Source organism: Pseudomonas sp. GW823-FHT04A03 (assembly GCF_058796615.1).
Window position 1 is genome coordinate 33,513 of record NZ_JBXAIV010000009.1, and the last position, 24,722, is coordinate 58,234.

The 24,722-nt window shown below is 61.1% G+C and carries 27 protein-coding genes and 1 other RNA gene; 14 read left to right on the forward strand and 14 right to left on the reverse strand.

Annotation, left to right across the window (positions count from 1 at the left end):
• Positions 1 to 3 precede the first annotated feature (3 nt).
• The gene (locus AC1Q9F_RS21080; RefSeq protein ID WP_085746828.1) at positions 4 to 459 is read left to right on the forward strand and encodes a YaiI/YqxD family protein; all 456 of its coding nucleotides are present in this window, start codon (positions 4 to 6) and stop codon (positions 457 to 459) included.
• Positions 460 to 594: 135 nt separating this feature from the next.
• On the opposite strand, the gene elbB is transcribed toward AC1Q9F_RS21080, so the two are convergent.
• Entirely contained in the window at positions 595 to 1,263 is a 669-nt protein-coding gene (gene elbB / locus AC1Q9F_RS21085) for an isoprenoid biosynthesis glyoxalase ElbB (protein WP_085606045.1), read from the reverse strand.
• Between the two features lie 116 nt (positions 1,264 to 1,379).
• Here elbB and AC1Q9F_RS21090 point away from each other — a divergent pair, with 116 nt between their 5' ends.
• Positions 1,380 to 2,615: a sterol desaturase family protein gene (locus AC1Q9F_RS21090; protein WP_492620897.1), complete on the forward strand. Its 1,236-nt coding sequence runs from the start codon at positions 1,380 to 1,382 to the stop codon at positions 2,613 to 2,615.
• On the opposite strand, the gene AC1Q9F_RS21095 is transcribed toward AC1Q9F_RS21090, so the two are convergent.
• Positions 2,596 to 3,252 carry a DedA family protein gene (locus AC1Q9F_RS21095; RefSeq protein ID WP_207984290.1) on the reverse strand — a complete coding sequence of 219 codons (657 nt, stop codon included), beginning with the start codon at positions 3,250 to 3,252 and terminating at the stop codon, positions 2,596 to 2,598. The genes AC1Q9F_RS21090 and AC1Q9F_RS21095 overlap by 20 nt on opposite strands.
• A gap of 207 nt (positions 3,253 to 3,459) precedes the next feature.
• Between AC1Q9F_RS21095 and hemB the strand changes: the two genes are divergently transcribed.
• Both hemB and ppk1 read left to right on the forward strand, forming a co-directional pair.
• Complete coding sequence (gene hemB, locus AC1Q9F_RS21100) at positions 3,460 to 4,473, forward strand: porphobilinogen synthase (protein ID WP_007951836.1); 1,014 nt, start codon at positions 3,460 to 3,462, stop codon at positions 4,471 to 4,473.
• Between the two features lie 18 nt (positions 4,474 to 4,491).
• Positions 4,492 to 6,717 carry a polyphosphate kinase 1 gene (ppk1, locus tag AC1Q9F_RS21105; protein ID WP_207984289.1) on the forward strand — a complete coding sequence of 742 codons (2,226 nt, stop codon included), beginning with the start codon at positions 4,492 to 4,494 and terminating at the stop codon, positions 6,715 to 6,717.
• 66 nt (positions 6,718 to 6,783) lie between these two features.
• Here the strand turns inward: ppk1 and ppx are convergent, their stop codons facing one another.
• The 5 genes from ppx to AC1Q9F_RS21130 form a co-directional block, all read right to left on the reverse strand.
• Positions 6,784 to 8,286 carry an exopolyphosphatase gene (ppx, locus tag AC1Q9F_RS21110; protein ID WP_492620898.1) on the reverse strand — a complete coding sequence of 501 codons (1,503 nt, stop codon included), beginning with the start codon at positions 8,284 to 8,286 and terminating at the stop codon, positions 6,784 to 6,786.
• 208 nt (positions 8,287 to 8,494) lie between these two features.
• Positions 8,495 to 9,232 carry an amino acid ABC transporter ATP-binding protein gene (locus tag AC1Q9F_RS21115; protein WP_492620899.1) on the reverse strand — a complete coding sequence of 246 codons (738 nt, stop codon included), beginning with the start codon at positions 9,230 to 9,232 and terminating at the stop codon, positions 8,495 to 8,497.
• Entirely contained in the window at positions 9,219 to 9,869 is a 651-nt protein-coding gene (locus AC1Q9F_RS21120) for an amino acid ABC transporter permease (protein ID WP_085606037.1), read from the reverse strand. Before AC1Q9F_RS21120 ends, AC1Q9F_RS21115 begins: the two co-directional genes overlap by 14 nt.
• Positions 9,866 to 10,546 carry an amino acid ABC transporter permease gene (locus tag AC1Q9F_RS21125; protein WP_085606035.1) on the reverse strand — a complete coding sequence of 227 codons (681 nt, stop codon included), beginning with the start codon at positions 10,544 to 10,546 and terminating at the stop codon, positions 9,866 to 9,868. The genes AC1Q9F_RS21120 and AC1Q9F_RS21125 overlap by 4 nt, the downstream gene beginning before the upstream one ends.
• 21 nt (positions 10,547 to 10,567) lie before the next feature.
• The gene (locus AC1Q9F_RS21130) at positions 10,568 to 11,353 is read right to left on the reverse strand and encodes a transporter substrate-binding domain-containing protein (RefSeq protein ID WP_085689913.1); all 786 of its coding nucleotides are present in this window, start codon (positions 11,351 to 11,353) and stop codon (positions 10,568 to 10,570) included.
• 255 nt (positions 11,354 to 11,608) lie between these two features.
• On the opposite strand from AC1Q9F_RS21130, the gene AC1Q9F_RS21135 reads away from it, so the two are divergent.
• The 6 genes from AC1Q9F_RS21135 to AC1Q9F_RS21160 all read left to right on the forward strand — a co-directional run bounded on the left by AC1Q9F_RS21135 (position 11,609) and on the right by AC1Q9F_RS21160 (position 17,762).
• Positions 11,609 to 12,316: a FadR/GntR family transcriptional regulator gene (locus AC1Q9F_RS21135; RefSeq protein WP_492620900.1), complete on the forward strand. Its 708-nt coding sequence runs from the start codon at positions 11,609 to 11,611 to the stop codon at positions 12,314 to 12,316.
• A 120-nt stretch (positions 12,317 to 12,436) separates the two neighbouring features.
• Entirely contained in the window at positions 12,437 to 12,766 is a 330-nt protein-coding gene (gene trxA, locus AC1Q9F_RS21140; RefSeq protein WP_003206727.1) for a thioredoxin TrxA, read from the forward strand.
• A 250-nt stretch (positions 12,767 to 13,016) separates the two neighbouring features.
• Positions 13,017 to 14,276 (forward strand): transcription termination factor Rho, encoded by a 1,260-nt coding sequence (gene rho, locus AC1Q9F_RS21145; RefSeq protein ID WP_007951825.1) that lies wholly within the window; start codon positions 13,017 to 13,019, stop codon positions 14,274 to 14,276.
• Positions 14,277 to 14,449: 173 nt separating this feature from the next.
• Complete coding sequence (gene ubiD / locus AC1Q9F_RS21150) at positions 14,450 to 15,916, forward strand: 4-hydroxy-3-polyprenylbenzoate decarboxylase (RefSeq protein WP_007951823.1); 1,467 nt, start codon at positions 14,450 to 14,452, stop codon at positions 15,914 to 15,916.
• Complete coding sequence (locus AC1Q9F_RS21155) at positions 15,916 to 16,884, forward strand: CDP-6-deoxy-delta-3,4-glucoseen reductase (RefSeq protein WP_007951822.1); 969 nt, start codon at positions 15,916 to 15,918, stop codon at positions 16,882 to 16,884. The genes ubiD and AC1Q9F_RS21155 overlap by 1 nt, the downstream gene beginning before the upstream one ends.
• A gap of 209 nt (positions 16,885 to 17,093) precedes the next feature.
• Positions 17,094 to 17,762, forward strand: coding sequence for a gamma-glutamylcyclotransferase (locus tag AC1Q9F_RS21160; RefSeq protein WP_007951821.1), 669 nt, complete (start codon positions 17,094 to 17,096; stop codon positions 17,760 to 17,762).
• Here the strand turns inward: AC1Q9F_RS21160 and glpT are convergent.
• Positions 17,738 to 19,087, reverse strand: coding sequence for a glycerol-3-phosphate transporter (gene glpT, locus AC1Q9F_RS21165; protein WP_007951819.1), 1,350 nt, complete (start codon positions 19,085 to 19,087; stop codon positions 17,738 to 17,740). The two genes, AC1Q9F_RS21160 and glpT, sit on opposite strands and share 25 nt — an antisense overlap.
• Between glpT and AC1Q9F_RS21170 the strand changes: the two genes are divergently transcribed.
• On the forward strand, positions 19,060 to 20,028 hold the full coding sequence (locus AC1Q9F_RS21170; RefSeq protein ID WP_492620901.1) for an energy transducer TonB: 969 nt from the start codon (positions 19,060 to 19,062) through the stop codon (positions 20,026 to 20,028). The genes glpT and AC1Q9F_RS21170 overlap by 28 nt on opposite strands.
• Before the next feature lie 60 nt (positions 20,029 to 20,088).
• On the opposite strand, the gene AC1Q9F_RS21175 is transcribed toward AC1Q9F_RS21170, so the two are convergent.
• A complete protein-coding gene (locus tag AC1Q9F_RS21175; RefSeq protein WP_207984284.1) occupies positions 20,089 to 21,066 on the reverse strand; it encodes an NADPH:quinone oxidoreductase family protein in 978 nt (325 codons plus the stop codon).
• Positions 21,067 to 21,216: 150 nt separating this feature from the next.
• Between AC1Q9F_RS21175 and AC1Q9F_RS21180 the strand changes: the two genes are divergently transcribed.
• Positions 21,217 to 21,624, forward strand: a complete 408-nt coding sequence (locus AC1Q9F_RS21180) for a flagellar basal body-associated protein FliL (RefSeq protein WP_007951814.1) — start codon at positions 21,217 to 21,219, stop codon at positions 21,622 to 21,624.
• A gap of 142 nt (positions 21,625 to 21,766) precedes the next feature.
• On the opposite strand, the gene AC1Q9F_RS21185 is transcribed toward AC1Q9F_RS21180, so the two are convergent.
• Entirely contained in the window at positions 21,767 to 22,219 is a 453-nt protein-coding gene (locus AC1Q9F_RS21185) for an EVE domain-containing protein (protein ID WP_007951813.1), read from the reverse strand.
• Between the two features lie 197 nt (positions 22,220 to 22,416).
• Between AC1Q9F_RS21185 and AC1Q9F_RS21190 the strand changes: the two genes are divergently transcribed.
• Positions 22,417 to 22,572: a hypothetical protein gene (locus tag AC1Q9F_RS21190; RefSeq protein ID WP_007911192.1), complete on the forward strand. Its 156-nt coding sequence runs from the start codon at positions 22,417 to 22,419 to the stop codon at positions 22,570 to 22,572.
• Positions 22,573 to 22,607: 35 nt separating this feature from the next.
• On the opposite strand, the gene AC1Q9F_RS21195 is transcribed toward AC1Q9F_RS21190, so the two are convergent.
• The 4 genes from AC1Q9F_RS21195 to AC1Q9F_RS21210 all read right to left on the reverse strand — a co-directional run bounded on the left by AC1Q9F_RS21195 (position 22,608) and on the right by AC1Q9F_RS21210 (position 24,026).
• Positions 22,608 to 23,213 (reverse strand): 5-formyltetrahydrofolate cyclo-ligase, encoded by a 606-nt coding sequence (locus AC1Q9F_RS21195; RefSeq protein ID WP_207984283.1) that lies wholly within the window; start codon positions 23,211 to 23,213, stop codon positions 22,608 to 22,610.
• 80 nt (positions 23,214 to 23,293) lie between these two features.
• Positions 23,294 to 23,472: non-coding RNA, 6S RNA (gene ssrS, locus AC1Q9F_RS21200), on the reverse strand.
• Between the two features lie 30 nt (positions 23,473 to 23,502).
• Positions 23,503 to 23,820 (reverse strand): cell division protein ZapA, encoded by a 318-nt coding sequence (locus AC1Q9F_RS21205; protein ID WP_007967943.1) that lies wholly within the window; start codon positions 23,818 to 23,820, stop codon positions 23,503 to 23,505.
• A complete protein-coding gene (locus AC1Q9F_RS21210) occupies positions 23,817 to 24,026 on the reverse strand; it encodes a TIGR02449 family protein (RefSeq protein ID WP_007940359.1) in 210 nt (69 codons plus the stop codon). Before AC1Q9F_RS21210 ends, AC1Q9F_RS21205 begins: the two co-directional genes overlap by 4 nt.
• A gap of 125 nt (positions 24,027 to 24,151) precedes the next feature.
• Here AC1Q9F_RS21210 and AC1Q9F_RS21215 point away from each other — a divergent pair, with 125 nt between their 5' ends.
• Entirely contained in the window at positions 24,152 to 24,712 is a 561-nt protein-coding gene (locus tag AC1Q9F_RS21215) for a YecA/YgfB family protein (RefSeq protein ID WP_007951810.1), read from the forward strand.
• Positions 24,713 to 24,722: the final 10 nt, after the last annotated feature.

Below are 24,722 nucleotides of genomic sequence, written 5' to 3' on the forward strand. Positions count from 1 at the left end.
AACATGCGCGTATGGATCGATGCCGACGCCTGCCCGAAGATGGCCAAGGAGTTGGTGGTGAAGTTCGCCCTCAAGCGCCGCTTCGAAGTGGTGCTGGTGGCGGGGCAGCCGCAAAGCAAACCGGCGCTGGCGATCGTCAAGCTGATCGTGGTGCCGAGCGGCCCGGATGCAGCGGACGATTATCTGGTGGAGCACGCGGTGCCGGGCGAACTGGTGATCTGCAGCGACATCCCGCTGGCCGACCGGCTGGTGAAGAAGGGCGTTGCAGCGCTGGATCCGCGAGGCAAGGAGTTCGACGCGCAGAACATGGGAGAGCGGCTGGCGACTCGCAATCTGTTCACCGATCTGCGTGAACAGGGCCAGGTCAGCGGTGGCCCGGCACCGTTCGGTGACCGGGAGAAGCAGGCGTTCGCCAATGCGCTGGACCGGATCCTGACGCGGCTGGCGCGCCAGTCCTGAGCCTTATACAAGACCTGTGGGAGCGAGCTTGCTCGCGAAGGCGTCAGGCCAAACAACACAGTATTGAATGGCCCACCGCTTTCGCGAGCAAGCTCGCTCCCACAGTGTTCAGTCTTGATCCAGTGGAAGAGGGGCTCAGGCGTCGTTTTCGTGGGTCAGCTCTAGCACCCGATCCACCAGCTTGTTGATCCCCGAAGCCGCCTCGCTGATCGTCTGCGCCAGCATGTACGCCGGGGTGGTCACCAGTTTGCGCGCCTTGTCTTCGATGATGTCGGTCACCGCGCAGTCTTCGTGGGTGGCGCCCATCTTGTTCATGGCGGCGGCCGTGTCGGCATCGTTGCCGATGGTGCAGGTCACGCCCGGGCCGTAGATCTTCGCGGCCAGCGCCGGCGAGATGCAGATCAGGCCAACAGGCTTGCCCGCTTCGGCAAAGGCTTCGGCCAGCGCCAGCACTTCCGGCTGTACGGTGCAGCCCGCGCCTTCGATGGCGAAGTTCGACAGGTTCTTCGCCGCACCGAAACCGCCGGGCACGATCAGCGCGTCGAAGTCCTCGACATCGGCCTCGCGCAGATCCTTGACGTTGCCCCGGGCGATGCGCGCCGATTCCACCAGCACGTTGCGCGATTCGGGCATTTCTTCACCGGTCAGGTGGTTGATCACATGCAATTGCGCGATGTTCGGGGCGAAGCACTGCACCTGTGCGCCGCGCTGATCGAGGCGCAGCAGGGTGATGACGCTCTCGTGGATCTCGGCGCCGTCGTACACGCCGCAACCGGACAGGATCACTGCAACTTTTTTGCTCATGGGTTTCTCTCCAGATTCATGGCGTTAAATGTCCACTAAATTGGCGTTCGTTGCCATAGGGGCAAGCCACGGCTACACCTAGGATCTGTCCACACGGACCTCGATCAGGGCGCGTCATGAACTTCATTTTCTATGCGGTGCCTTTTTTCTTCGTATTGATTGCGGCGGAGCTCATCGCCGACCGCTGGCGCGGGGTGAGCAACTATCGCCTGGCCGATGCGGTGAACAGCATCAGCACCGGGGTGTTGTCGACCACCACCGGCCTGTTGACCAAGGGTGTGGGCCTGGTGACCTACGCGTTTGCCCTGGAGCATCTGGCGCTGGTCAGGTTGCCTGCGGACAGCGTCTGGGTCTGGGTGTTTGCCTTTGTCCTCTATGACTTCTGCTACTACTGGCTGCATCGCATGGGCCATGAACGCAACATCCTCTGGGCCGCGCATTCGGTGCATCACCAGAGCGAGGACTACAACCTTTCCACCGCCTTGCGCCAGACCAGCACCGGGTTTCTGCTGGGCTGGATCTTCTACCTGCCGATGGCGGTACTCGGGGTGCCGCTGCTGGTGTTCGTCAGTGTCGCGGCGCTGAATCTGCTCTATCAGTTCTGGGTCCACACCCGGCACATTCCCAAGCTCGGCTGGTTCGAGTGGTGCTTCGTCACGCCGTCCAATCATCGGGCCCACCATGCACAGAACGCTCTCTACATGGATCGCAACTACGGCGGGGTGTTCATTATTTGGGATCGTCTGTTCGGCTCGTTCCAGGAAGAGGACGACAACGAACCGGTGATTTTCGGCGTGACCACACCGCTGGCGAGCTGGAATCCGTTGTGGGCCAACCTGCAGTTCTACGCGCAGCTATGGGATGACGCGCGTCGTGCCGAGCGCACCTGGGACAAGATCCGGATCTGGTTCATGCGCACTGGCTGGCGCCCGGCGGATGTCGCGGCGAAGTACCCGATGAGCAAGCCGGACCTGAGTCAGTTCCGCAAATTCGAGGTGCCGCTGGACAGCCGTCAGCAGTGGTACGTGGGGTTGCAGTTCGGCGTGTATGTGGCGCTGGGCAGCTATCTGCTGAATCTGGAACGCAGTCTGCCCACCGGCGCATTACTGCTCGGCTGGGGCGCGGTGGCGTTCGGTTTGTTCGTGTTGGGCGTGGCCCTGGAGAATCGCCCGTGGGCGGGGAGGCTGGAAGTGCTGCGGCTGGCATCGAACCTGCCGCTGGTGTGGCTGGCGCCGCTGGTCGGGCTGTGGCCGGCCAGCCCGGGGATGTGGCTCGGCCTGCTCAGTTACAGCCTGCTCAGCGGCATCGGGCTGTATTGCTGCCGCCAGCGACTTACTCGGCTGGCGTCTTAGGATCGGCAGCCTTGGCCATTTCGGCTTTGTGCCGTTCAGCCTTGGCCAGTTGCTCGGCCTGCTCTTCTTCGTAGACCTTTTTCGCCAACCGGGCATTCTTGAACCGGCGGCGCAGCCACAGGCCCAGGCCGAGCACCAGCAGCGCGCCCAGTACCCACAACTCATACTTCTTGATGCTGCCGAGCATGCCTTCGAGCACGGCGCCGAAGTGGTAGGCGGCAGCGGCCAGGGCGGTGGCCCAGATCGCGGCGCCGATACCGTTGAGCAGCAGATAGCGTCCCGGCGGATAGCCCGACAGGCCGATCGCTACCGGCATCACCGTGCGCAGGCCGTACACGAAGCGAAAGCTCAGGACCCAGATGTCCGGGTGCTTGCGGATGTGTTCCAGCGCGCGGTCGCCCATCATCTGCCAGCGCGGTTTGCGCGCCAGCAACTTGCGCCCATGCTTGCGGCCCAGGAAGTACCACAGCTGATCGCCGGCATAGCTGCCGAAGAACGCCACGACCACCACCAGGTTGATGTCCATGTATCCACGGAACGCGAGGAAACCCGCGAGCACCAGGATGGTTTCGCCTTCGAAAAACGTGCCGAGAAACAGGGCAAAGTAGCCGAAGTCATGCAGAAATTGTTGGAGCATTGTCTGGGTGCTGGCGAAATGAACGCGCAGCCTAACCCTTCGGACACATTCAGGAAAGTGTCCAAATGTGTCTCGACGTGAACAATTCCTACGCTGAGAATGGAATGCGACTACACGTCACAGGTCTCACACAACTGTCATCTGTTCGTCATAATGGCCGTCTATAACTGTCACGCTCGCCCGTTTGCGCGGGCTCAGGAGTCTGCCGTGAGCTTTACCCCAGCCAACCGTCTGTTCCCTGCCACCCGCCTGCGTCGCAATCGTCGTGATGATTTTTCCCGGCGGCTGGTGCGTGAGAATGTGTTGACGGTCGATGACCTGATCCTGCCGGTGTTCGTGCTCGACGGTGAAAACCGCCGCGAAGCCGTGGCCTCGATGCCGGGTGTCGAGCGCCTGACCATCGACCTGCTGCTCGAAGAAGCCGCCAAATGGGTCGAACTGGGAATTCCGGCGCTGGCGCTGTTCCCGGTCACCCCTCCTGAACTCAAATCCCTCGATGCCGCCGAAGCCTGGAATCCGGAAGGTATCGCCCAGCGCGCCACCCGCGCGCTGCGTGACCGATTCCCAGAACTGGGCGTGATCACCGACGTCGCCCTCGACCCGTTCACCACCCACGGTCAGGACGGCATTCTCGATGAAGAAGGCTATGTGCAGAACGACATCACCGTCGACGCACTGGTCAAACAGGCCTTGTCCCACGCCGCTGCGGGCGCCCAGGTGGTTGCCCCGTCGGACATGATGGACGGGCGCATCCAGGCGATCCGCGAAGCGCTGGAGCTGGCCGGTCACGTCAACGTGCGGATCATGGCCTACTCGGCCAAGTACGCCAGCGCCTATTACGGCCCGTTCCGCGATGCCGTGGGTTCGGCCGCGAACCTGGGCAAGGCGAACAAGGCTTCTTATCAGATGGACCCGGCCAACAGCGACGAAGCGCTGCACGAAGTGGGCGCGGACTTGTCTGAAGGCGCGGACATGGTCATGGTCAAACCCGGCATGCCGTACCTGGACATTTTGTTCCGGGTAAAAGATGCCTTCAAAGTGCCGACCTTCGTCTATCAAGTTAGCGGCGAATACGCCATGCACATGGCGGCGATCCAGAATGGCTGGTTGAGCGAAGGCGTGATCCTCGAATCCCTGACCGCCTTTAAACGTGCCGGCGCTGATGGCATCCTGACTTACTTTGCTGTCCGTGCCGCTCAATTGTTACGAGAGCAGAAATAGCCCTCCCAGGAACATTCGATGAATACCGAAGGACTCACTGAAGTTGCCGTAAAAGAAGCTCAACCCGTGGTCGAGCAGATTACCGAAACCCCGCCGGAGCTGGAGCCTGCGCCACCCGCGCCGGCAACCGAGCCTGCCACGGCGGTTCCGGCGATCGCGATTCCCGGCCTGGATGACAGCAGCCTGTACATCCACCGTGAATTGTCGCAACTGCAGTTCAACATCCGCGTGCTGGAACAGGCGCTGGACGAGTCCTACCCGTTGCTGGAGCGGCTGAAGTTCCTGCTGATCTTCTCCAGCAACCTCGACGAATTCTTCGAAATTCGCGTCGCCGGCCTCAAGAAACAGATCACCTTTGCCCGTGAACAGGCCGGTGCCGACGGCCTGCAACCGCATCAGGCCCTGGCCCGTATCAGCGAGCTGGTGCACGGTCATGTAGACCGCCAGTACGCGATCCTCAACGACATCCTGCTGCCGGAGCTGGAAAAGCATCAGGTGCGCTTCATCCGTCGTCGCAACTGGACGGCCAAGCTCAAGACCTGGGTGCGCCGCTATTTCCGCGACGAGATCGCGCCGATCATCACCCCGATCGGCCTAGACCCGACGCACCCGTTCCCGTTGCTGGTGAACAAGAGCCTGAACTTCATCGTCGAGCTCGAAGGTATCGACGCCTTCGGTCGCGATTCCGGTCTGGCGATCATCCCGGCGCCACGCCTGCTGCCTCGGATTATCAAGGTGCCGGAAGAAGTCGGCGGCCCTGGCGACAACTATGTGTTCCTGTCGTCGATGATCCACGCCCACGCCGATGACCTGTTCCAGGGCATGAAGGTGAAGGGCTGCTACCAGTTCCGCCTGACCCGAAACGCCGACCTTGCGCTCGATTCCGAAGACGTCGAAGACCTGGCCCGCGCCCTGCGTGGCGAGTTGTTCTCGCGTCGTTACGGTGACGCCGTGCGCCTGGAAGTCGCCGACACCTGCCCGAAACACCTGTCGGACTATCTGCTCAAACAGTTCAACCTGAGCGAGACCGAGCTGTATCAGGTCAACGGCCCGGTGAACCTGACGCGTCTGTTCAGCATCACCGGCCTGGACAGCCATCCGGAGCTGCAATACACGCCGTTCACGCCGCAGATTCCGAAATTGCTGCAAAACAGCGAAAACATTTTCAGCGTGATCAGCAAGCAGGACATCCTGCTGCTGCACCCGTTCGAGTCGTTCACCCCGGTGGTCGACCTGCTGCGCCAGGCCGCGAAAGACCCGCACGTTCTGGCCGTGCGCCAGACCCTGTACCGTTCCGGCGCCAACTCGGAAATCGTCGATGCGCTGGTGGACGCCGCGCGTAACGGCAAGGAAGTGACGGCGGTCATCGAGCTGCGTGCGCGCTTCGACGAAGAGTCCAACCTGCAACTGGCCAGCCGTCTGCAAGCGGCGGGTGCGGTGGTGATCTACGGCGTGGTCGGCTTCAAGACCCACGCCAAGATGATGCTGATCCTGCGCCGCGAAGCCGGCGAGATCGTGCGTTACGCGCACCTCGGCACCGGTAACTACCACGCCGGCAACGCCCGTCTGTACACCGACTACAGCCTGTTGACCTCCGACGATGCCTTGTGCGAAGACGTCGGCAAACTGTTCAGCCAGTTGATCGGCATGGGCAAGACGTTGCGCATGAAGAAGCTGCTGCACGCGCCGTTCACCCTGAAGAAGGGCATGCTCGACATGATCCTGCGCGAAACCCAATTCGCGCTCGACGGCAAACCGGCGCACATCATCGCCAAGTTCAACTCGCTGACCGATCCGAAGATCATCCGCGCGCTGTACAAGGCCAGCCAGTCCGGCGTGCGCATCGATCTGGTGGTGCGCGGCATGTGCTGCCTGCGTCCGGGCATCGCCGGGGTTTCGCACAACATTCACGTGCGCTCGATCATCGGCCGCTTCCTCGAGCACACCCGGGTGTTCTACTTCCTCAACGGTGGCGAGGAGCAGATGTTCCTGTCCAGCGCCGACTGGATGGAGCGCAACCTCGACAAGCGCGTCGAGACTTGCTTCCCGGTGGAAGGCAAGAAGCTGCTGACCCGGGTCAAGAAAGAGCTGGAGCTGTACCTGACCGACAACACCCACAGCTGGAGCCTGCAATCGGACGGCCGCTACATCCGCAACACGCCGACCGGCAACCAGAACCCGCGCAGTGCGCAGGCGACGTTGCTGGAGCGATTGGGCAGCCCGATTCTGCCGGTGAGCAGCTGACCGCAGGTTTCAAAGCCATAAAAAAGGCGATCCATCCGGATCGCCTTTTTTGTGCCTGCCCGTTACTCAATGCACGGTCAGAACAACCCCCACCCGCGTCAGCCACTCGGCCTCAAGCCCGAAATCCGCCTGGGTCAGCTGGTTTTCATCCAGCCAGTTCTCCGGGAATTCCACGTCGAGGTTGTTGCCGTTGGCATGCAGCGCCACTTGCGGCATCGCCTGGGTGCCACGGATGTGGTGGAACAGGATGGCGAAACGCAGCAGCACGCACAGGCGGATCAGCTTGTCGCCGTCGTCGCCGAACTCGGCGAACTTGTCCTTGGGGATGTTGCGACGGTGGCCGCGCACCAGCAGGGCGAGCATTTGCTGGTCTTCGCGGGAGAACCCGGCAAGGTCCGAGTGCTCGATCAGGTAAGCGCCGTGCTTGTGGTAGTGATAGTGAGCGATGTCGAGGCCGACTTCGTGCACTTTCGCCGCCCAGCCCAGCAGTTCGCGCCAGATGCCGTCGTCCAGTTCCCAGTCCACAGCCACTTGATCGAAGGCGTGCAAGGCTTTGCGTTCGACCCGTGCGGCTTGTTCCAGGTCGACGTGGTAGCGCTCCATCAGCGAGGTCAGGGTGCGTTCGCGCACGTCTTCGTGATGATGGCGGCCGAGCAAGTCATACAGCACGCCTTCACGCAGCGCGCCTTCGCAGTGATCCATGCGTTGCAGTTCGAGTGCGTCGAAGATCGCTTCGAGAATCGCCAGACCGGCCGGGAAGATCGCCCGGCGATCCGGCTTGATGCCTTCGAAATCGATCTTGTCGACATCGCCGAGCTTGAACAGGCGGCGCTTGAGCCATGCCAGGCCTTCGGCGTTCACTTCACCGGTGCCGTGTCCGCCGGCCTTCAGCGCCAGGCCGATGGCACGGATGGTGCCCGAGGAGCCGATGGCCTCATCCCAGGTCAGGCGGTGCAGGGCGTGTTCGATGCTCATGATTTCCAGCCGCGCCGCCGTGTACGCCTGGGCGTAGCGGGCCGGGGTAATCTTGCCGTCCTTGAAATAGCGCTGGGTGAAACTCACGCAGCCCATCTGCAGGCTTTCGCGCAGCAGCGGTTCGAAACGCTGGCCGATGATGAATTCGGTACTGCCGCCGCCGATGTCGGCGACCAGGCGTTTGCCCGGGGTGTCGGCGAGGGTGTGGGACACGCCAAGGTAGATCAGGCGGGCCTCTTCACGGCCGGAGATGACTTCCACCGGATGGCCGAGGATTTCTTCGGCGCGGCGGATGAACTCGCCACGGTTGCGCGCCTCGCGCAGGGCGTTGGTGCCGACGATCCGAACGGCGCCCAGCGGCATGCCGTTGATCAGTTGGGCAAAGCGCTTGAGGCAGTCGAGCCCGCGCTGCATGGATTCTTCGTTGAGCTTACGCTCATCGTCGATGCCGGCGGCCAGCTGAACCTTTTCACCGAGCCGTTCGAGAATACGGATTTCGCCGTTCTGGGCCTTGGCCACGACCATATGGAAGCTGTTGGAGCCCAGGTCGATCGCGGCGATCAGGGACAGATTCTTGGCTTGGGATTGCGGCATGGTGTGGGGGTCTCGGTCGATAACCCCGACATCGTGCCACGATCAAACGCTGCCGCCAACGCGCATGGTTCAAACCCTTGATTCAGCGCATAAAGTCTCAAGACCGCGGCGCGGCCATTCGCGAGCAAGCTCGCTCCCACAGGGGTGCGCGTTCCTTTGTGGGAGCGAGCTTGCTCGCGAATGCGTCCGTCAGGCCCCCGCAGAGCCCTCAGGCAGTCGCTTCAACAGTGCCAATGAAATTCGCCAGCTCTGGCGTCTGCGGATCGGCAAACAGCACTTTCGGATCCCCCACCTCGTGGACCTTGCCCTGATGCATGAACACCAGTTTGTCCCCGACCTCCCGGGCGAAGCGCATTTCGTGGGTGACCATGATCAACGTCATGCCTTCTTTCGCGAGCTGGCGGACCACGCTGAGCACTTCGTTGACCAGTTCGGGGTCCAGCGCCGAGGTGATCTCGTCGCACAGCAACACCTTGGGAGACATCGCCAGCGCCCGGGCAATCGCCACCCGTTGCTGCTGGCCACCTGAGAGGCGTTCCGGGAACGCGTCGAACTTCTCACCCAGACCGACGCGCTCCAGCATCTGCCGCGCCAGTTCTCGCGCCTTGGCCTTGGGCACTTTCTGCACCACCTGCGGTGCAAGCATCACGTTTTCGCCGACCGTCAGGTGCGGGAACAGATTGAACTGCTGAAACACCATCCCGACTTTCTGCCGCAGGCTGCGCAGATCGGCGCGGGCGGCGTCGAGGTATTCGCCATCGACTTCGATCACGCCGTCGTTGATCGACTCCAGACCGTTGAGGGTGCGCAGCAGGGTGGATTTGCCCGAGCCGCTGCGGCCGATGATTGCCACCACCTGGCCTTCCTCGACGCTCAGGTCGATGCCTTTGAGCACGTGGTGATCGCCGTAGTATTTATGCAGGGCGGAAATTCTAAGCAGAGGCATGCAGTCTCCTTTCCAGGTAGCGCGCACTGAGGGACAGGGGGTAGCAGAGCAGGAAGTAGCCGGCGGCGACGAGGCCGTAGACCATGAACGGTTCGAAGGTGGCGTTGGCGAGCATGCCGCCAGTCTTGGTCAGTTCGGTGAAGCCTATGATCGAGGTCACGGCGGTGCCCTTGACCACTTGCACCGAGAAACCTACGGTCGGCGCCACGGCAATCCGCAGCGCTTGCGGCAGGATCACGTAGCGCAGTTGCTCCAGCGGATTGAGCGCCAGGCTCGACGACGCCTCCCACTGACCATTGGGAATCGCCTCGACGCAACCGCGCCAGATCTCGGCCAGGTAGGCGCTGGTGAACAGCGTCAGGGCAATCGCCGCCGCCATCCACGGCGAAATCTCCACCCCGGCCAGTGCCACGCCGAAGAACACCAGAAACAGCTGCATCAACAGCGGCGTGCCCTGGAACAGTTCGATCCAGGTGCGGGCGATGCTGCTGGGCAGCGGGTTTTTCGAGATGCGCATGATCAGGATCAGCAACCCGACGATCCCGCCGCCGATGAACGCCACCAGCGACAGCGCCAGTGTCCATTGCAGGCCGGTGAGCAGGTTGCGCAGGATGTCCCAGAACGTGAAGTCGCTCATTGGCTGCTCCTTGCACTGCTTTTCGACAGGTAGCGTCGGCCGAGCCAGTTCAGCAACTGACGGATCAGCAGCGCCATGCACAGATAAATGAGGGTGGTCAGGGCGTAGGTTTCAAAGGCCCGGAAGTTGCGCGACTGAATGAAGTTGGCGGCGAAGCTCAACTCCTCGGTGGCGATCTGCGAACACACCGCCGAACCGAGCATGACGATGATGATCTGGCTGCTCAGTGCCGGCCAGACCTTGCCCAGCGCCGGCAACAGCACCACGTGGCGGAACGCTTCGAAGCGGCTCATCGCCAATGCCGCCGCAGCTTCCAGCTGCCCGCGCGGTATCGCCTGGATGCCGGCGCGGATGATCTCGGTCGAGTACGCGCCGAGGTTGATCACCATCGCCAGCACCGCCGCCTGCCACTCGGAAATCTGAACGCCGAGGGACGGCAGGCCGAAGAAGATGAAGAACAGCTGCACCAGAAACGGTGTGTTGCGGATCAACTCCACATAAACGCCGAAGATCGTCGAGAACGGGCGGATGTTCCACGCCCGCACCAGCGCCCCGACGATGCCCACGCCAACCCCGAGCAGCGCGCCGATGGCCGTCAGCTCAAGGGTGAACAGCGCCCCGCGCAGCAGCAGGTCGGTGTTTTCCACCACCGGCAAAAAATCGAACTGATAGGCCATGAAAGTCTCCCGCGTCGTCGGTCAGAGGTCGGCCGGCAGCGGCTCTTTGAGCCAGGTCTGCGCGTTCTTTTCCAGTGCGCCGTCAGCCTTGGCGGTGGCCAGGATCTCGTTGACCTTGCCCAGCAGCGCCGGCTCGTTCTTGTTCACGCCGACGTAGACCGGCGAATCCTTGAGCTTCACTTTCAGCGCGGGGACGCGTTTCGGGTTCTTTTCACTGATAGCGACCATCACCACGTTGCCGCTGGCGATCAGGTCGACCTGGCCTGCGAGGTAGGCGGCGATGGTCGAGTTGTTGTCTTCAAAGCGCTTGATGGTCACGCCTTCGGGGGCGACCTTGGTCAGCTCGATGTCTTCGATGGCGCCACGGGTAACGCTGATGGTCTTGCCCTTGAGGTCGTCGAGGGTGCTGACGGCTGCGTCCGGCGGACCGAACACGGCGAGGTAGAACGGCGCATAGGCGCGGGAGAAATCGATGACTTTCTCGCGCTCGGGGTTCTTGCCGAGGCTGGAAATCACCAGGTCGACCTTGCCGGTGGTCAGGAACGGGATGCGGTTGGTGCTGTTGACCGGGGTCAGTTCGAGTTTGACCTTGAGCTGCTCGGCCAGCAGTTTCGCGGTGTCGATATCGAGGCCGCGCGGCTTCATGTCCGGGCCGACCGAGCCGAACGGCGGGAAGTCCTGAGGCACCGCGACTTTCAAAGTGCCGCGCTTGACCACGTCATCCAGACCGTCGGCATGGGCGGGGGCCTGGCTCAGCATCAGACCGGCAAACAGGGCGGCGAGGAGGGCGCTGTAACGCTTCGTCATGGACAATCTCCGGATCGGCGGGAAGTGAATTCTGCGATCCGACAGAGCATGGGCCGTGCCAAGACAGGGTTTGACCCCGCAAAGCCACGGGTTTAGCGGGTTTGTTCGGTCTTACTGGTCTGAACAGTCAGGTCGGGTTTCGCACTGCGATAGCGCATCGACGCGCGCCGTCGAACCCCGCTGGGGCACGACTTGCCTGATGCCTCGAATAGCATTACAACTGGCCGCACCTTGGCCTGGTTCGTCTGGAAAACCATGAACTCGATCTCCCGCGCCGTACCCGAAGTGGCGCTGCAAGCGATCCGCAAACTGATTACCGAGCAGGGCTTCGGTCCCGGCGATGCGCTGCCTTCGCAACGGGATCTGGCGGTTCAACTGGGCGTCAGTCGCGCGTCGTTGCGTGAGGCGCTGTCGTCCTTGAGTGCGCTGGGCGTGGTCAGCATCCAACCGGGCAAAGGCGTGTTCGTGCAGGCGCCGGTGGAACTGCCGCGCGGCGAGGGCGCACCAGCGTGGCCGTTTGCAGCCCAGGCTTCGCCGCTTGAGATCTTTCAGTTGCGCTATGCGCTGGAGGGGTTTGCGGCCGGTCTGGCAGCGGTAACGCTGAGTACGTTTGATCTGGACGAACTGGAAGACAACGTCGCGGCCATGCGCGAGCAACTGCGCGCCGGCGACTTCGAGGCAGCGGCGAAACTGGATTTCGAATTCCACCGGCGGATCCTGCTGGCCAGCGGTAATCAGGCGATGCTGAGCATCCTCACCGCCAGCGCCGACATCTTTCTGGAGAGCCAGAAACTACCGTTCATCCGCGCCGAGCGGGCCATGGAAACCTGGCAGGAACACCGCAAGATCCTCCGCGCCCTGGCCCGCCGGGCTTCCGCCACCGCGCAGAAAGCCATGCAGGAGCACGTGCGCAACGCGGCCCTGCGCACCGGAATTGCCTTCATCGCCCCCGCCAGCGCGTGACTTGAGCTATACCCAAACTCATCGAGTGCCATAGCAAGACTCAATCATCTGCGGCTTCCTGAACAAGGGAAGGGCGGCTATGATGGGCCACGTTTTTTTGCTTACAACCTGGAGAATTCCATGAGCAGCGATCTGATCAAACACGTTAGCGACGCTAGCTTCGAAGCCGACGTACTCAAGGCCGAAGGCGCTGTCCTGGTCGACTACTGGGCTGAATGGTGCGGCCCTTGCAAAATGATCGCTCCGGTTCTGGACGAGATTGCAGAGACTTACAAAGGCAAGCTGACCGTTGCCAAACTGAACATCGACGAAAACCAGGAAACCCCTGCCAAGCACGGCGTACGTGGTATTCCGACCCTGATGCTGTTCAAGAACGGCAACGTGGAAGCGACCAAGGTCGGCGCTCTGTCGAAGTCGCAACTGGCTGCTTTCCTCGACGCCAACATCTAAGCGTCGCGGTAAAGATTGTCTTCAAAAAGCCCCGCAAATTGCGGGGCTTTTTGCGTATTCAGGGCTAGACGCTCCGAAACTCAGGTGGTACATTCGGCCCCGCACTGGTTTCTCCACTGCCCCCTGCTAGCCGTCGCCGACGCACTCCTTTTCGAATAAGTACGCGATCCTGTCGCCTTCTCCGCGGCGCGGCCTCATTAAGCCAAAAGCTTAATTTCCCCCCCTCCATAAATGATTACGTCATTCCTATATGAATCTGACTGAACTCAAGCAAAAGCCGATTACCGAACTGCTCGAATTGGCCGAACAGATGGGCATAGAAAATATGGCCCGTTCGCGCAAGCAGGACGTGATTTTCTCCCTGCTGAAAAAGCACGCTAAAAGCGGTGAGGAAATCTCCGGTGATGGCGTGCTGGAGATTCTCCAGGACGGCTTCGGCTTCCTGCGCTCCGCTGACGCTTCCTACCTCGCCGGCCCTGACGATATCTACGTCTCGCCGAGCCAGATCCGCCGTTTCAACTTGCGCACCGGTGACACCATCGTTGGCAAGATCCGCCCTCCGAAGGAAGGCGAGCGTTATTTCGCTCTGCTCAAGGTCGACACGATCAACTTCGATCGTCCTGAGAACGCGAAGAACAAGATTCTCTTCGAGAACCTGACCCCGCTGTTCCCGAACGTGCGCATGAAGATGGAGGCCGGCAACGGTTCCACCGAAGACCTGACCGGTCGTGTGATCGACCTGTGCGCCCCGATCGGCAAAGGCCAGCGCGGTCTGATCGTTGCACCGCCGAAAGCCGGTAAAACGATCATGCTGCAGAACATCGCAGCGAACATCGCCCGTAACAACCCTGAAGTTCACCTGATCGTGCTGTTGATCGACGAACGTCCGGAAGAAGTGACCGAAATGCAGCGCACCGTGCGCGGCGAAGTGGTCGCCTCGACCTTCGACGAGCCGCCGACCCGTCACGTGCAAGTGGCTGAAATGGTGATCGAGAAGGCCAAGCGCCTGGTCGAACACAAGAAAGACGTGGTGATCCTGCTCGACTCCATCACCCGTCTGGCCCGTGCCTACAACACCGTGATCCCGAGCTCCGGCAAGGTGCTGACCGGTGGTGTCGATGCCCACGCCCTGGAGAAACCGAAGCGTTTCTTCGGCGCCGCGCGCAACATCGAAGAAGGCGGCTCGCTGACCATCATCGCCACCGCGCTGGTTGAAACCGGCTCGAAGATGGACGAAGTGATCTACGAAGAGTTCAAGGGCACCGGCAACATGGAGCTGCCACTGGACCGTCGTATCGCCGAGAAGCGTGTGTTCCCGGCCATCAACATCAACAAGTCCGGTACCCGTCGCGAAGAGCTGCTGACCGCCGACGACGAACTGCAGCGTATGTGGATCCTGCGCAAACTGCTGCACCCGATGGATGAAGTTGCAGCCATCGAGTTCCTGGTCGACAAGCTGAAAACGACCAAGACCAACGACGAATTCTTCCTGTCGATGAAGCGCAAGTAACATCGCTGGTCGGTTCAGAAAAATGGCGCCCCTGAAGGGCGCCATTTTTTTTACCCCGGTTCGGCCACCCCGACCTTCCAGGAGGCACTGATTGCTGTTTGCAGAGCCACGATAGCTGCCAGCGGCCGACATAGCAGGTAGGATGTACGCCTATTTTGAGGGTGCCATCGTCAATGAAATTCAAGGATCTTCGGGATTTCGTGCAGCAGCTTGAGCAGCGCGGAGAGTTGAAACGCATCCAGATTCCCGTCTCGCCGGTGCTGGAAATGACCGAGGTGTGCGACCGCACGCTGCGGGCCAAGGGCCCGGCGCTGCTGTTCGAGAAGCCGACCGGTTACGACATCCCGGTGCTCGGCAACCTGTTCGGCACTCCCGAGCGGGTGGCCATGGGCATGGGTGCCGAGTCGGTCAGCGAGCTGCGCGAAATCGGCAAGCTGCTGGCGTTCCTCAAGGAGCCGGAGCCGCCGAAGGGCTTGAAGGACGCGTGGTCGAAGCTGCCGATCTTCCGCAAGATCATCGCGATGGCGCCGAAAGTCGTCAAAGACGCGCCGTGCCAGGAAGTGGTCATCGAAGGCGATGACGTCGATCTGGCGATGCTGCCGGTGCAGACTTGCTGGCCGGGCGACGTGGCGCCGCTGATCACTTGGGGCCTGACGGTCACCAAAGGTCCGAACAAGGACCGACAGAACCTCGGCATCTACCGTCAGCAAGTGATCGGCCGCAACAAGGTCATCATGCGTTGGCTCAGCCACCGTGGCGGCGCGCTGGATTTCCGTGAGTGGTGCGAGAAGCATCCGGGCCAGCCGTTCCCGGTGTCCGTGGCCCTTGGCGCGGATCCGGCCACCATTCTTGGCGCGGTCACCCCGGTGCCGGACAGCCTTTCCGAATACGCCTTCGCCGGTCTGCTGCGCGACAGCCGCACGGAGCTGGTGAAGTGCCGTGGCAACGACCTGCAAGTGCCGGCCACTGCCGAAATCATCCTTGAAGGCGTGATCCATCCCGGCGAGATGGCCGATGAAGGCCCGTACGGCGACCACACCGGTTACTACAACGAAGTCGACAGCTTCCCGGTGTTCACCGTCGAGCGCATCACCCACCGGATCAAGCCGATCTACCACAGCACCTACACCGGCCGTCCGCCGGATGAGCCGGCGATTCTCGGCGTAGCGTTGAACGAAGTGTTCGTGCCGATCCTGCAGAAGCAGTTCCCTGAAATCACCGACTTCTACCTGCCGCCGGAAGGCTGCTCGTACCGCATGGCCGTGGTGACGATGAAGAAGTCGTATCCGGGCCACGCCAAGCGCGTGATGCTGGGTGTCTGGTCGTTTTTGCGACAGTTCATGTACACCAAGTTCGTTATCGTCACCGACGACGACATCAACGCGCGGGACTGGAACGACGTGATCTGGGCCATCACCACGCGCATGGATCCCAAGCGCGACACGGTGATGATCGACAACACGCCGATCGACTACCTCGACTTCGCCTCGCCGGTGTCGGGGCTCGGCTCGAAGATGGGCCTGGACGCCACCCACAAGTGGCCGGGCGAAACCACTCGCGAGTGGGGCCGCGTCATCGTCAAGGATGATGCCGTCACCCAACGGATCGATGCCATCTGGAATCAGTTAGGAATAGATTGATGCGTGTAACCCTGCAGCCCTCCGGAGCGGTGCTCGAGATACAGCCCGGAGAGCGGATTCTCGATGGTGCGCGGCGCCTGGGCTACGAATGCCCGCAAAGTTGCCGCAACGGCAATTGCCATGTGTGTGCGGCGCTGCTGGTGGAAGGCCGGGTCGAACAGGCCGGCAAGGTGCATGACCACGGCGAGTTCTACACTTGCATAGCGGAGCCGCTGGAAGACTGCATCGTGCTGTGGGATGGCGTGCTCGCGCTGGGAGAATTGCCCGTGCGCAGCGTGTCGTGTCAGGTCATCGAATGCCGTGATGTCGGTGGCGATACCTTTCGTGTGCGCCTGCGGGCGCCGGCCGGCAAGCCGCCGCGCTACCACGCTGGCCAGTATTTGATGATCGAGCGCGAGAACGGCGAGAAGTCGGCGTTCTCCATGGCCTCGGCGCCCCACGGCGGGCGCGATCTGGAAATCCATGTGCTGGCGCGCGAATCCAGTGCACTGAGCCTGATCGATCAGCTCACGCGCAACCCGATGGTGCGGGTCGAGCTGCCGTTCGGCGACACCCATCTGGCGGAACTGCCGGACGGGCCGCTGGTGCTGATCGCCGCCGGCACCGGCATGGGCCAGATCCACAGCCTGATCGAACATTGCCGGGCCAATGGCTTCAAACATCCGGTGCACTTGTACTGGGGCGTGCGTCGTCCGGAAGATTTCTACGAAATCGAACACTGGGACGAATGGTTGAAATTGCCGAATCTGTTCCTGCACAAGGTCGTCAGTGACCAGTGCGGCTGGGAAGGGCGCTGCGGCATGTTGCATGAAGCAGTGTGTGAGGATTTCCCGGATCTGAAACCGCTGCACGTCTATGCCAGTGGCTCGCCGGCCATGGTCTACGGCACGCTGGACGCGCTCGTGGAAGCGGGGATGGATGCCCATCAGATGCGTGCGGATGTGTTCGCATACGCGCCGCGCTCTTGAGCCTCGCTCTTCATTCTTTATAACTCTCCATATAGCCGATCGGTATTTATGTAATTGCATAAATGCCGGTAGGTTATATATCAATCAGGCAATCAATTAAGAACTGTGCCATGGCACTCAAATTGCCTTAAAACATATGTGCCTTATTGTTACAGCGGTGCGTTCTATTAAGTAATTCTTCACCCGCGGGGAGCTGAACGCTATTCGCCATGAGCGCCATTGAAAACGCTTTTCTGAACCTGGCTTACCCTCCGCGGCTCGATCTTGGGCCGCAGCTGACGCACGAACAACTTCTCGCTTCCATGCAATCGACCATGGCGCGCCACAAGGGCGGGCCGGTGTGGCTGTTCGCCTATGGATCGCTGATCTGGCGGCCGGAGTGCTCCGCCGTCGAGCGGGTGCGCGGGCGAGTCCATGGCTATCATCGTGGTTTGTACCTGTGGTCCCACGAGCATCGCGGCACGCCGGAAATGCCGGGTCTGGTCTTTGGTCTGGATCGCGGCGGTTCTTGCAGCGGTTTCGCCTACCGGTTGCCGGAAGACAATCTGGACAGCGCGCTGTATGCGTTGTGGAAACGCGAGATGCCGTTCCCGTCCTATCGGCCACACTGGCTCAACTGCCGACTCGAAGATGGCAGCCAGGTGCAGGCATTGGGATTCGTATTGGAGCGACACCTGCCCAGCTATGCCGGCAACTTGCCGGATCATGTGCTGAGCCAGGTGTTCGAAAGCGCTTGCGGGCGTTACGGCACCACTCGCGATTATGTCGAGCAGACCGCCCACGCCCTGCGCAGCCACGCCATGCCAGACCGGAATCTGGAGGCGCGGCTCAAGCGCTGTAAGTCAAAGGCCGATCAGGCGACTGCTTCGCGGCTCTGACTGGCGACTTGCTTGTGCCACAGGGTCGGGGCCAAGAAGGCCATCGACAGCAGGCAAGCGCCCACCAGCAGTACGAAACCGCCATCCCAGCCGAAGTGGTCCACGGTGTAGCCCATTGCTGCACTGGCCGCGACCGAACCACCCAGATACCCGAACAGACCGGTGAAGCCTGCGGCAGTACCGGCGGCTTTCTTCGGTGCCAGTTCCAGCGCCTGCAGGCCGATCAGCATCACCGGGCCGTAGATCAGGAAGCCGATCGAGAACAGCGCGATCATGTCGACGGTCGGGTTGCCGGCCGGGTTCAGCCAGTAAACCAGGGTCGCGACGGTCACCAGGGCCATGAACACCATGCCGGTCAGACCACGGTTGCCGCGGAAGATCTTGTCCGACATCCAGCCGCACAGCAGCGTGCCCGGAATCCCCGCCCACTCGTAGAAGAAATAGGCCCACGAGGTTTTATCCACGGTGAAACCCTTGGCTTCCTTCAGGTAGGTCGGCGCCCAGTCCAGTACGCCGTAGCGCAGCAGGTAGACGAAGACGTTGGCCATGGCGATGTACCAGAGCATTTTGTTGCGCAGCACGTACTTGACGAAGATTTCCTTGGCGCTGAATTCGTCTTCGTGGCTGGCGTCGTAGCCTTCCGGGTAGTCGTTCTTGTACTTCTCGATCGGCGGCAGGCCGACCGACTGCGGGGTGTCACGCATGGTCACGAAAGCGAACACCGCTACTGCCAGAGCCACGGCGGCCGGGACGTAGAACGCCGCGTGCCAGTCGTTGAACAGGCCCATGCCGATCAGGAACAGCGGGCCGATCAGACCGCCACCGACGTTATGCGCCACGTTCCACACCGATACCACGCCGCCACGTTCCTTCTGCGACCACCAGTGCACCATCGTGCGTCCACTCGGCGGCCAGCCCATGCCCTGGGCCCAGCCGTTGATGAACAGCAGGATGAACATCATGGTCACGCTGGAGGTTGCCCAAGGCGCGAAACCGAAAATGAACATCACCCCGGCCGATACCAGCAGGCCGAATGGCAGGAAGTAACGCGGGTTGGAGCGGTCGGACACCAGGCCCATGAGGAACTTGGACAGACCGTAGGCGATGGCGATCGCCGACATCGCCAAGCCCAGATCGCCACGGCTGTAGCCTTCGTCGATCAGGTACGGCATGGCCAGCGAGAAGTTTTTGCGCAGCAGGTAGTAACCCGCATAGCCAAAGAAGATGCCGGCGAAGATCTGCCAACGCAGGCGTCGGTAGGTGCTGTCGATTTTTTCTTCAGGCAATGGAGCCTGATGTGCGGCAGGACGAAAGAAAGCAAACATTCAAGAGCTCCAGATTTCTTGTTTTGACTGCGGATGCGAATGTTACAGTTTCGTTACCGAAAATAGCACCGCTTCCCATCGGCAAAACAGCGGAAATGTTGGAAGTCGCACGTTCCTTTATGAACATGTCGCTCAGATATAAGTGCGGGGCGCTGTGGGAAAGGTTACTTCGGCGGCTTCCTGCCGGGTTGCAGGGCTTTGTAGGGCGCAGGTTTGGGAAATGTCCTGCGAACAATGCAGAAGGCGCGGCGTTCTGTTTCAGGCTGCCGGGCTCTACCCTTTTGCGGGTGCCAATCGGGCACTCGTGCGGTGAAGGGGAAGGGCTCATGCGGTGGTGTGTGTTGCTGTTTTTGCTGATGGCATCGGGAGGTGCGTGGGCGGTAGAGGTGCTGCTGATCCCGGAAAACAACCCGAAGCCGATCTATCCGTTGGCGCTTTTCCGGGCGGGTGTTACAGGTGAAGTGGGTGCCGAGTTCACCGTCCATGCCAACGGTTCAGTCGACCGGATCAGCTTTGCGCAAAGCAGCCATCCGGAGCTGATCGAAGCGGTCAGGGTCGCCATCGAACAATGGCGGTTCAAGCCGTGGGCGGTCGAGGGTGACAGGCCGGCAGAAAGGCGAGTCCTTGCGCCTATGGTGTTCAGGCTGGATCTCGATCAACCCATTCACATCAACCGGCAACTGAAAGCTTTAAAGTGCCGCACTCTGAACGAATACATCGGCAACATTGCGGAACAGTCATGGATCGATACCAAGGTGTTCGTTCACACCAGAGCCTACGTTTCCAATGTTTTCCACAATGCGCAGCTGCCGGACGAGCAGCGCCTGGCGATGATCGCCAGGTTGAACAAGCGGATTCCATCGATTGTAAAAAGTTGCCGTCGCAGCCCGGTCCGGACGTACATGAGCCTGTTGCCGGAGGACATTCGCAGTTTGATGTAGGGCTGGAGTGTTCTGAAGGACGATCCGGATTGGTCATCAATTCCGGATCGTCCGATCAGCTCAGCGGACTTGCACCACAACCTTGCCCACAGCCTTGCGTTGCCCGAGATCATTGATTGCCTGCGCGGCATTTCCCAGCGGGTAGACCTGCGACACCAGCGGCTTCAGCTTGCCCTCGGCAAACCAGCCGAACAGTTGCTGGAAGTTCGACGCGTTGTCTTGCGGCTGACGCTGGGCGAAGGAACCCCAGAACACGCCGAGTACCGCCGCGCCCTTGAGCAGAGCGAGGTTGACCGGCAGTTCGGGAATGCGGCCGCTGGCGAACCCGACCACCAGCAGGCGGCCGTTCCAGGCGATGGCGCGGATGGCCTGGTCGAACAGGTCGCCGCCGACCGGGTCGTAGATCACGTCGGCGCCCTGGCCGTCGGTCAGACGCTTGATCTCGTCCTTGAGGCTGGTTTCGCTGTAGTTGATCAGTTCGTCGGCACCGGCAGCCTTGGCCACGGCGAGTTTTTCCGCGCTGCTGGCAGCGGCGATCACCCGGGCGCCCATGGCTTTGCCGATTTCCACGGCGGCCAGGCCAACACCGCCAGAAGCACCGAGCACCAGCAGGGTTTCACCCGGTTGCAGGTTGCCGCGCTGTTTGAGGGCGTGCATCGACGTGCCGTAGGTCATGCTGAAGGCGGCGGCGGTGTTGAAATCCATCGACGGCGGGATCGGCAGCACGTTATAGCCCGGGACCGCGACCTGCTCGGCGAAGCTGCCCCAGCCGGTCAGGGCCATGACCCGGTCGCCGACCTTCAGGTGACTGACCTTTTCACCCACTTCGCTGACCACGCCGGAGGCTTCGCCACCCGGGGAGAACGGGAAGGGCGGCTTGAACTGATACTTGCCCTCGATGATCAGCGTGTCCGGAAAGTTGACCCCGGCGGCGTGCACGTCCAGCAGGATTTCGTTCTTCTTGGCGACAGGACTGGCGACGTCTTCCAGCACCAGCGATTCGGCAGGGCCGAAGGCTTTGCACAGCACGGCTTTCATCAGGGCTATTCCTTTGGGAGTGATGGCCGATAAGTGTAGGTGTGGCAGTCAACGGGTCAACGAGCATGCCCGGCCCTGATAGTCCGCCATAAGCTTGTGCTTGCGCGGCGGGTCGTTATGCTAGGCCGCAAACCGGATAAGGAGCGAATTGTGAAAGCGTGGATCATGTTGTTGCTGGCCCTGTCTCTGCCTGTGGCAGCGCTGGCCGAAGAAGCCAAAGAAGGCGAGGCGCCGAAGGTCAACTACATCACCCTGAGCCCGCCGTTTGTGGGCAACTATGGGCTGGATGGCACCCCGAAGCTGAAGGTCTACAAGGCCGACGTGGCACTGCGGGTGACCGGCGAAGAGGCGACCAAACTAGTCAAGGCCAACGAGCCGCTGATCCGCAATCAACTGGTGGCGCTGTTCACCCAGCAGACCACCGATGCGATGGGTAGCATCGAGGGCAAGGAAAAGCTGCGTCAGGAAGCCTTGAAGCAGACACAGCAAGTGATGAATGACGAGACCGGCAAGCCGGTGGTTGAAGATCTGTTGTTCAACAACCTGATCATTCAGTAATGCATTCGTTGACCGGGCGGTCCGCATCGCGAGCAAGCTCGCTCCTACAGTGGTTTTGTGGTGCCACACATTTGTGTGATCGCCGCTGAACCCTCTGGGAGCGAGCTTGCTCGCGATGGCATTTTGTCAGGCGACAAATGCCTCAGGGTTTGAGCGCGATCACCGCCGCCCACTGCTCGGCCGTCACCGGCATCACCGACAGTCGCGAACCCTTTTGCACCAGCGGCATCTCGGCCAGCGCGGTCTGCTGTTTCAGATAATCCAGCTTCAAGACCCGGCTGAAAGTTTCGACGTGGGCAACATCAATCGCGCTCCAGGCGTTTTTCTCCGGCGTGGCTTTCGGGTCGAAGTAATGACTCTCCGGTTCCAGTGCGGTGGGATCCGGGTACGCGGCTTCGATGATTTTGCCGATTCCGGCAATCCCCGGCTCCGGGCAGCTGGAGTGGTAGAAGAAGAATTCATCCCCCACCGCCATGGCCCGCAGGAAATTGCGCGCCTGATAGTTGCGAACCCCGTCCCAGCGCGCTTTGCCGAGTTTTTCCAGGCCCTTGATCGAGAGTTCGTCGGGCTCGGATTTCATCAGCCAGTAGGCCATGGTTTTTGCTCCTCAAGCGGTCATTGGGCAGGTTGTCCGGCAATTTTATGACAAACCGACGGTCGGTTGACGCCAGCATTTGCGCAGAGGTTCACGTTGTCGCAAAATGCCGGCCTTTAAAGCTTGACGCTGCTGCACGGCCTACGAATGGAAACCGCTGCTGTCATCGTGATGATGTGCCTTGAGGGGGGCAATCGATGAAACGCAAACCGGATTTGCTGTGGACTTTGGTGATTTTGTTCGGTCTGGGCGTCGTGACCACCGGTTATGCGCAAAGTCTGTGGGCCAACAAGGCCGATGCACCGATTGAAGTAGCGCAACAAGTACAACAGTCGACAGCCTTCAAGCGCTGAAACTGCCTTTTCGACGCCGCTGATCCGCGCGGCGTCTATCCTGCGAAATACCACGCCTTGTCTGTCACCGTTCCCTGCAACGGTACATCCCAGCTCGCTTGCGCGAGACGTTCGACTTTCTGACATTCATGGGCCAGGCCCAACAGCGTCGGCTTGCGCCAGTTCTGGCGTCGGGCCAGATACGCCAGGCTGCGATCGTAGAAACCGCCGCCCATGCCCAGGCGTCCGCCGACATCGTCGAATCCCACCAATGGCAACAACACCAGATCCAGTGCCCAGACCTTGCGCTGACGGGCCAGATTGGCGCGTGGCTCGAGAATGCGGAAGCGGTTGGGTTTGAGTTTTTCGCCGGGGCGGATTTGCTGAAAGACCATTTTGGTCCGCGGCCAGGCACTGAGCACCGGCAGGTAGGTTTTCTTGCCCCGACGCTGGGCGGCGCGCAGCAACAGGCGCGGGTCGATTTCACCGTCGGTGGGCAGGTACAGGGAAATGTGTTTGGCCCGGCGAAAGTGCGGGTCTTGTGCCAGTTGCTTGTACAGACCTTCGGCGGCCTGGCGTTGTTCGCTTCGCGTCAGCGAGCGGCGGGCCTTGCGCAGCTGGCGGCGCAGTTGGGGACGAGGCAGCAACGCGGGTTCGGTCATGGTTCGGCTTCGGCAGGGTGGGACGAAAACGTACGCATAAAAAATCCGATGCCGGCATGCACCGGCATCGGATTCGAATCAGGCTCCCCGGATGAGCCGCTGTCGACTTAGCCCTTGAACCCGAGAGTTCAAGGTGGAGGATGCAGTAGGCTTTAAGGCTTTCCGTCTGGCGGACATGCACACCAGCCCAACGTGCAACCCCCAGGGTAGTGCAAATCGGCTCAGGGACATCGTCAACTGGCAAGCACCCCAGGGAGTGCGGCGAGTATAACTCAAGCGGCCTGGCGAATCAGCCCTTGCTGATGTCCGGATCGTCGGCCAGCACCAGATCGACACGATCGAGCAAGTCACGCACCTGTTCACGGGTCGAGCCGCTGGCCTGAATGTCCGGGCGCTCTTCTTTGTGCAAGAGATCGTGGGTGATGTTCAGCGCGGCCATCACGGCGATGCGGTCGGCGCCGATGACTTTGCCGCTGCTGCGGATCTCGCGCATCTTGCCGTCCAGGTAACGCGCGGCACTGACCAGATTGCTGCGTTCTTCCTGGGGACAGATGATCGAATACTCTTTGTCGAGGATCTGCACGGTAACGCTATTGCTTGAACTCATGAGTCTTGCTCCAGGGCCTTGAGGCGCGAAATCATCGATTCGACCTTACGCCGGGCGATTTCGTTTTTTTCAATGAGGTGCGCGCGTTCCTCGCGCCAGGTCTTTTCCTGAGCTAGTAAGAGTGCGTTTTGACTCTTTAGTTGCTCGACTCGGGTAATCAGCAGTTCGAGTCTGGCCATCAGCGCTTGCAGGTCGGTGTCTTCCATTGTGTCCACTGATTCGGTCTGATGGGTTTGGCTGGCGGACAGCCTTTAATGGTCTTGGCGAGTCTGTCGATGTAGGATACAAGGCCTTCATTCTAGACATAGCGCCGTCTGGCGCCTAGCTGCCCATGCCCATTCAGAATTCCCCGTACCAAGGCTTTGCCACCCTGCTGAACTCCAGCGGTCATTCCGTTTCGCCTGCCGAACTGCACGGCCTGTTGCTGGGCCGCAGTTGCGCTGGCGCCGGCTTCAATGCCGAAGAGTGGCTGATCGATGCCGCCGAGCTGCTCGAAAGCGAGCCGCAGGACAACGTCCGCAACGCGCTGATCGGTCTGCAGGAGATGGTCAAGAGCGAACTCACCGGCGACGACGTCACCGTGGTTCTGCTGCTGCCGAACGATGACGCACCGCTGGCCGAGCGCGCCGCCGCGCTGGGCGAATGGTGCCAGGGCTTCCTCACCGGTTTCGGTCTGAACTGCCGCGACAGCAGCATGCTGAGCACCGAAGCCACCGAAGTGTTGCAGGATTTGGCAGCGATCTCCCAGGTGCAAGACGCACTGGAAGAATCCGAAGACGGCGAAAGCGACTATATGGAAGTCATGGAGTACCTGCGTGTCGCTCCGCTGCTGCTGTTCTCCGAAACCAAAAAGGCCGACGTGCCGCCAGCGGCCAAGCCGTCGCTGCACTGATCGCGTGCCA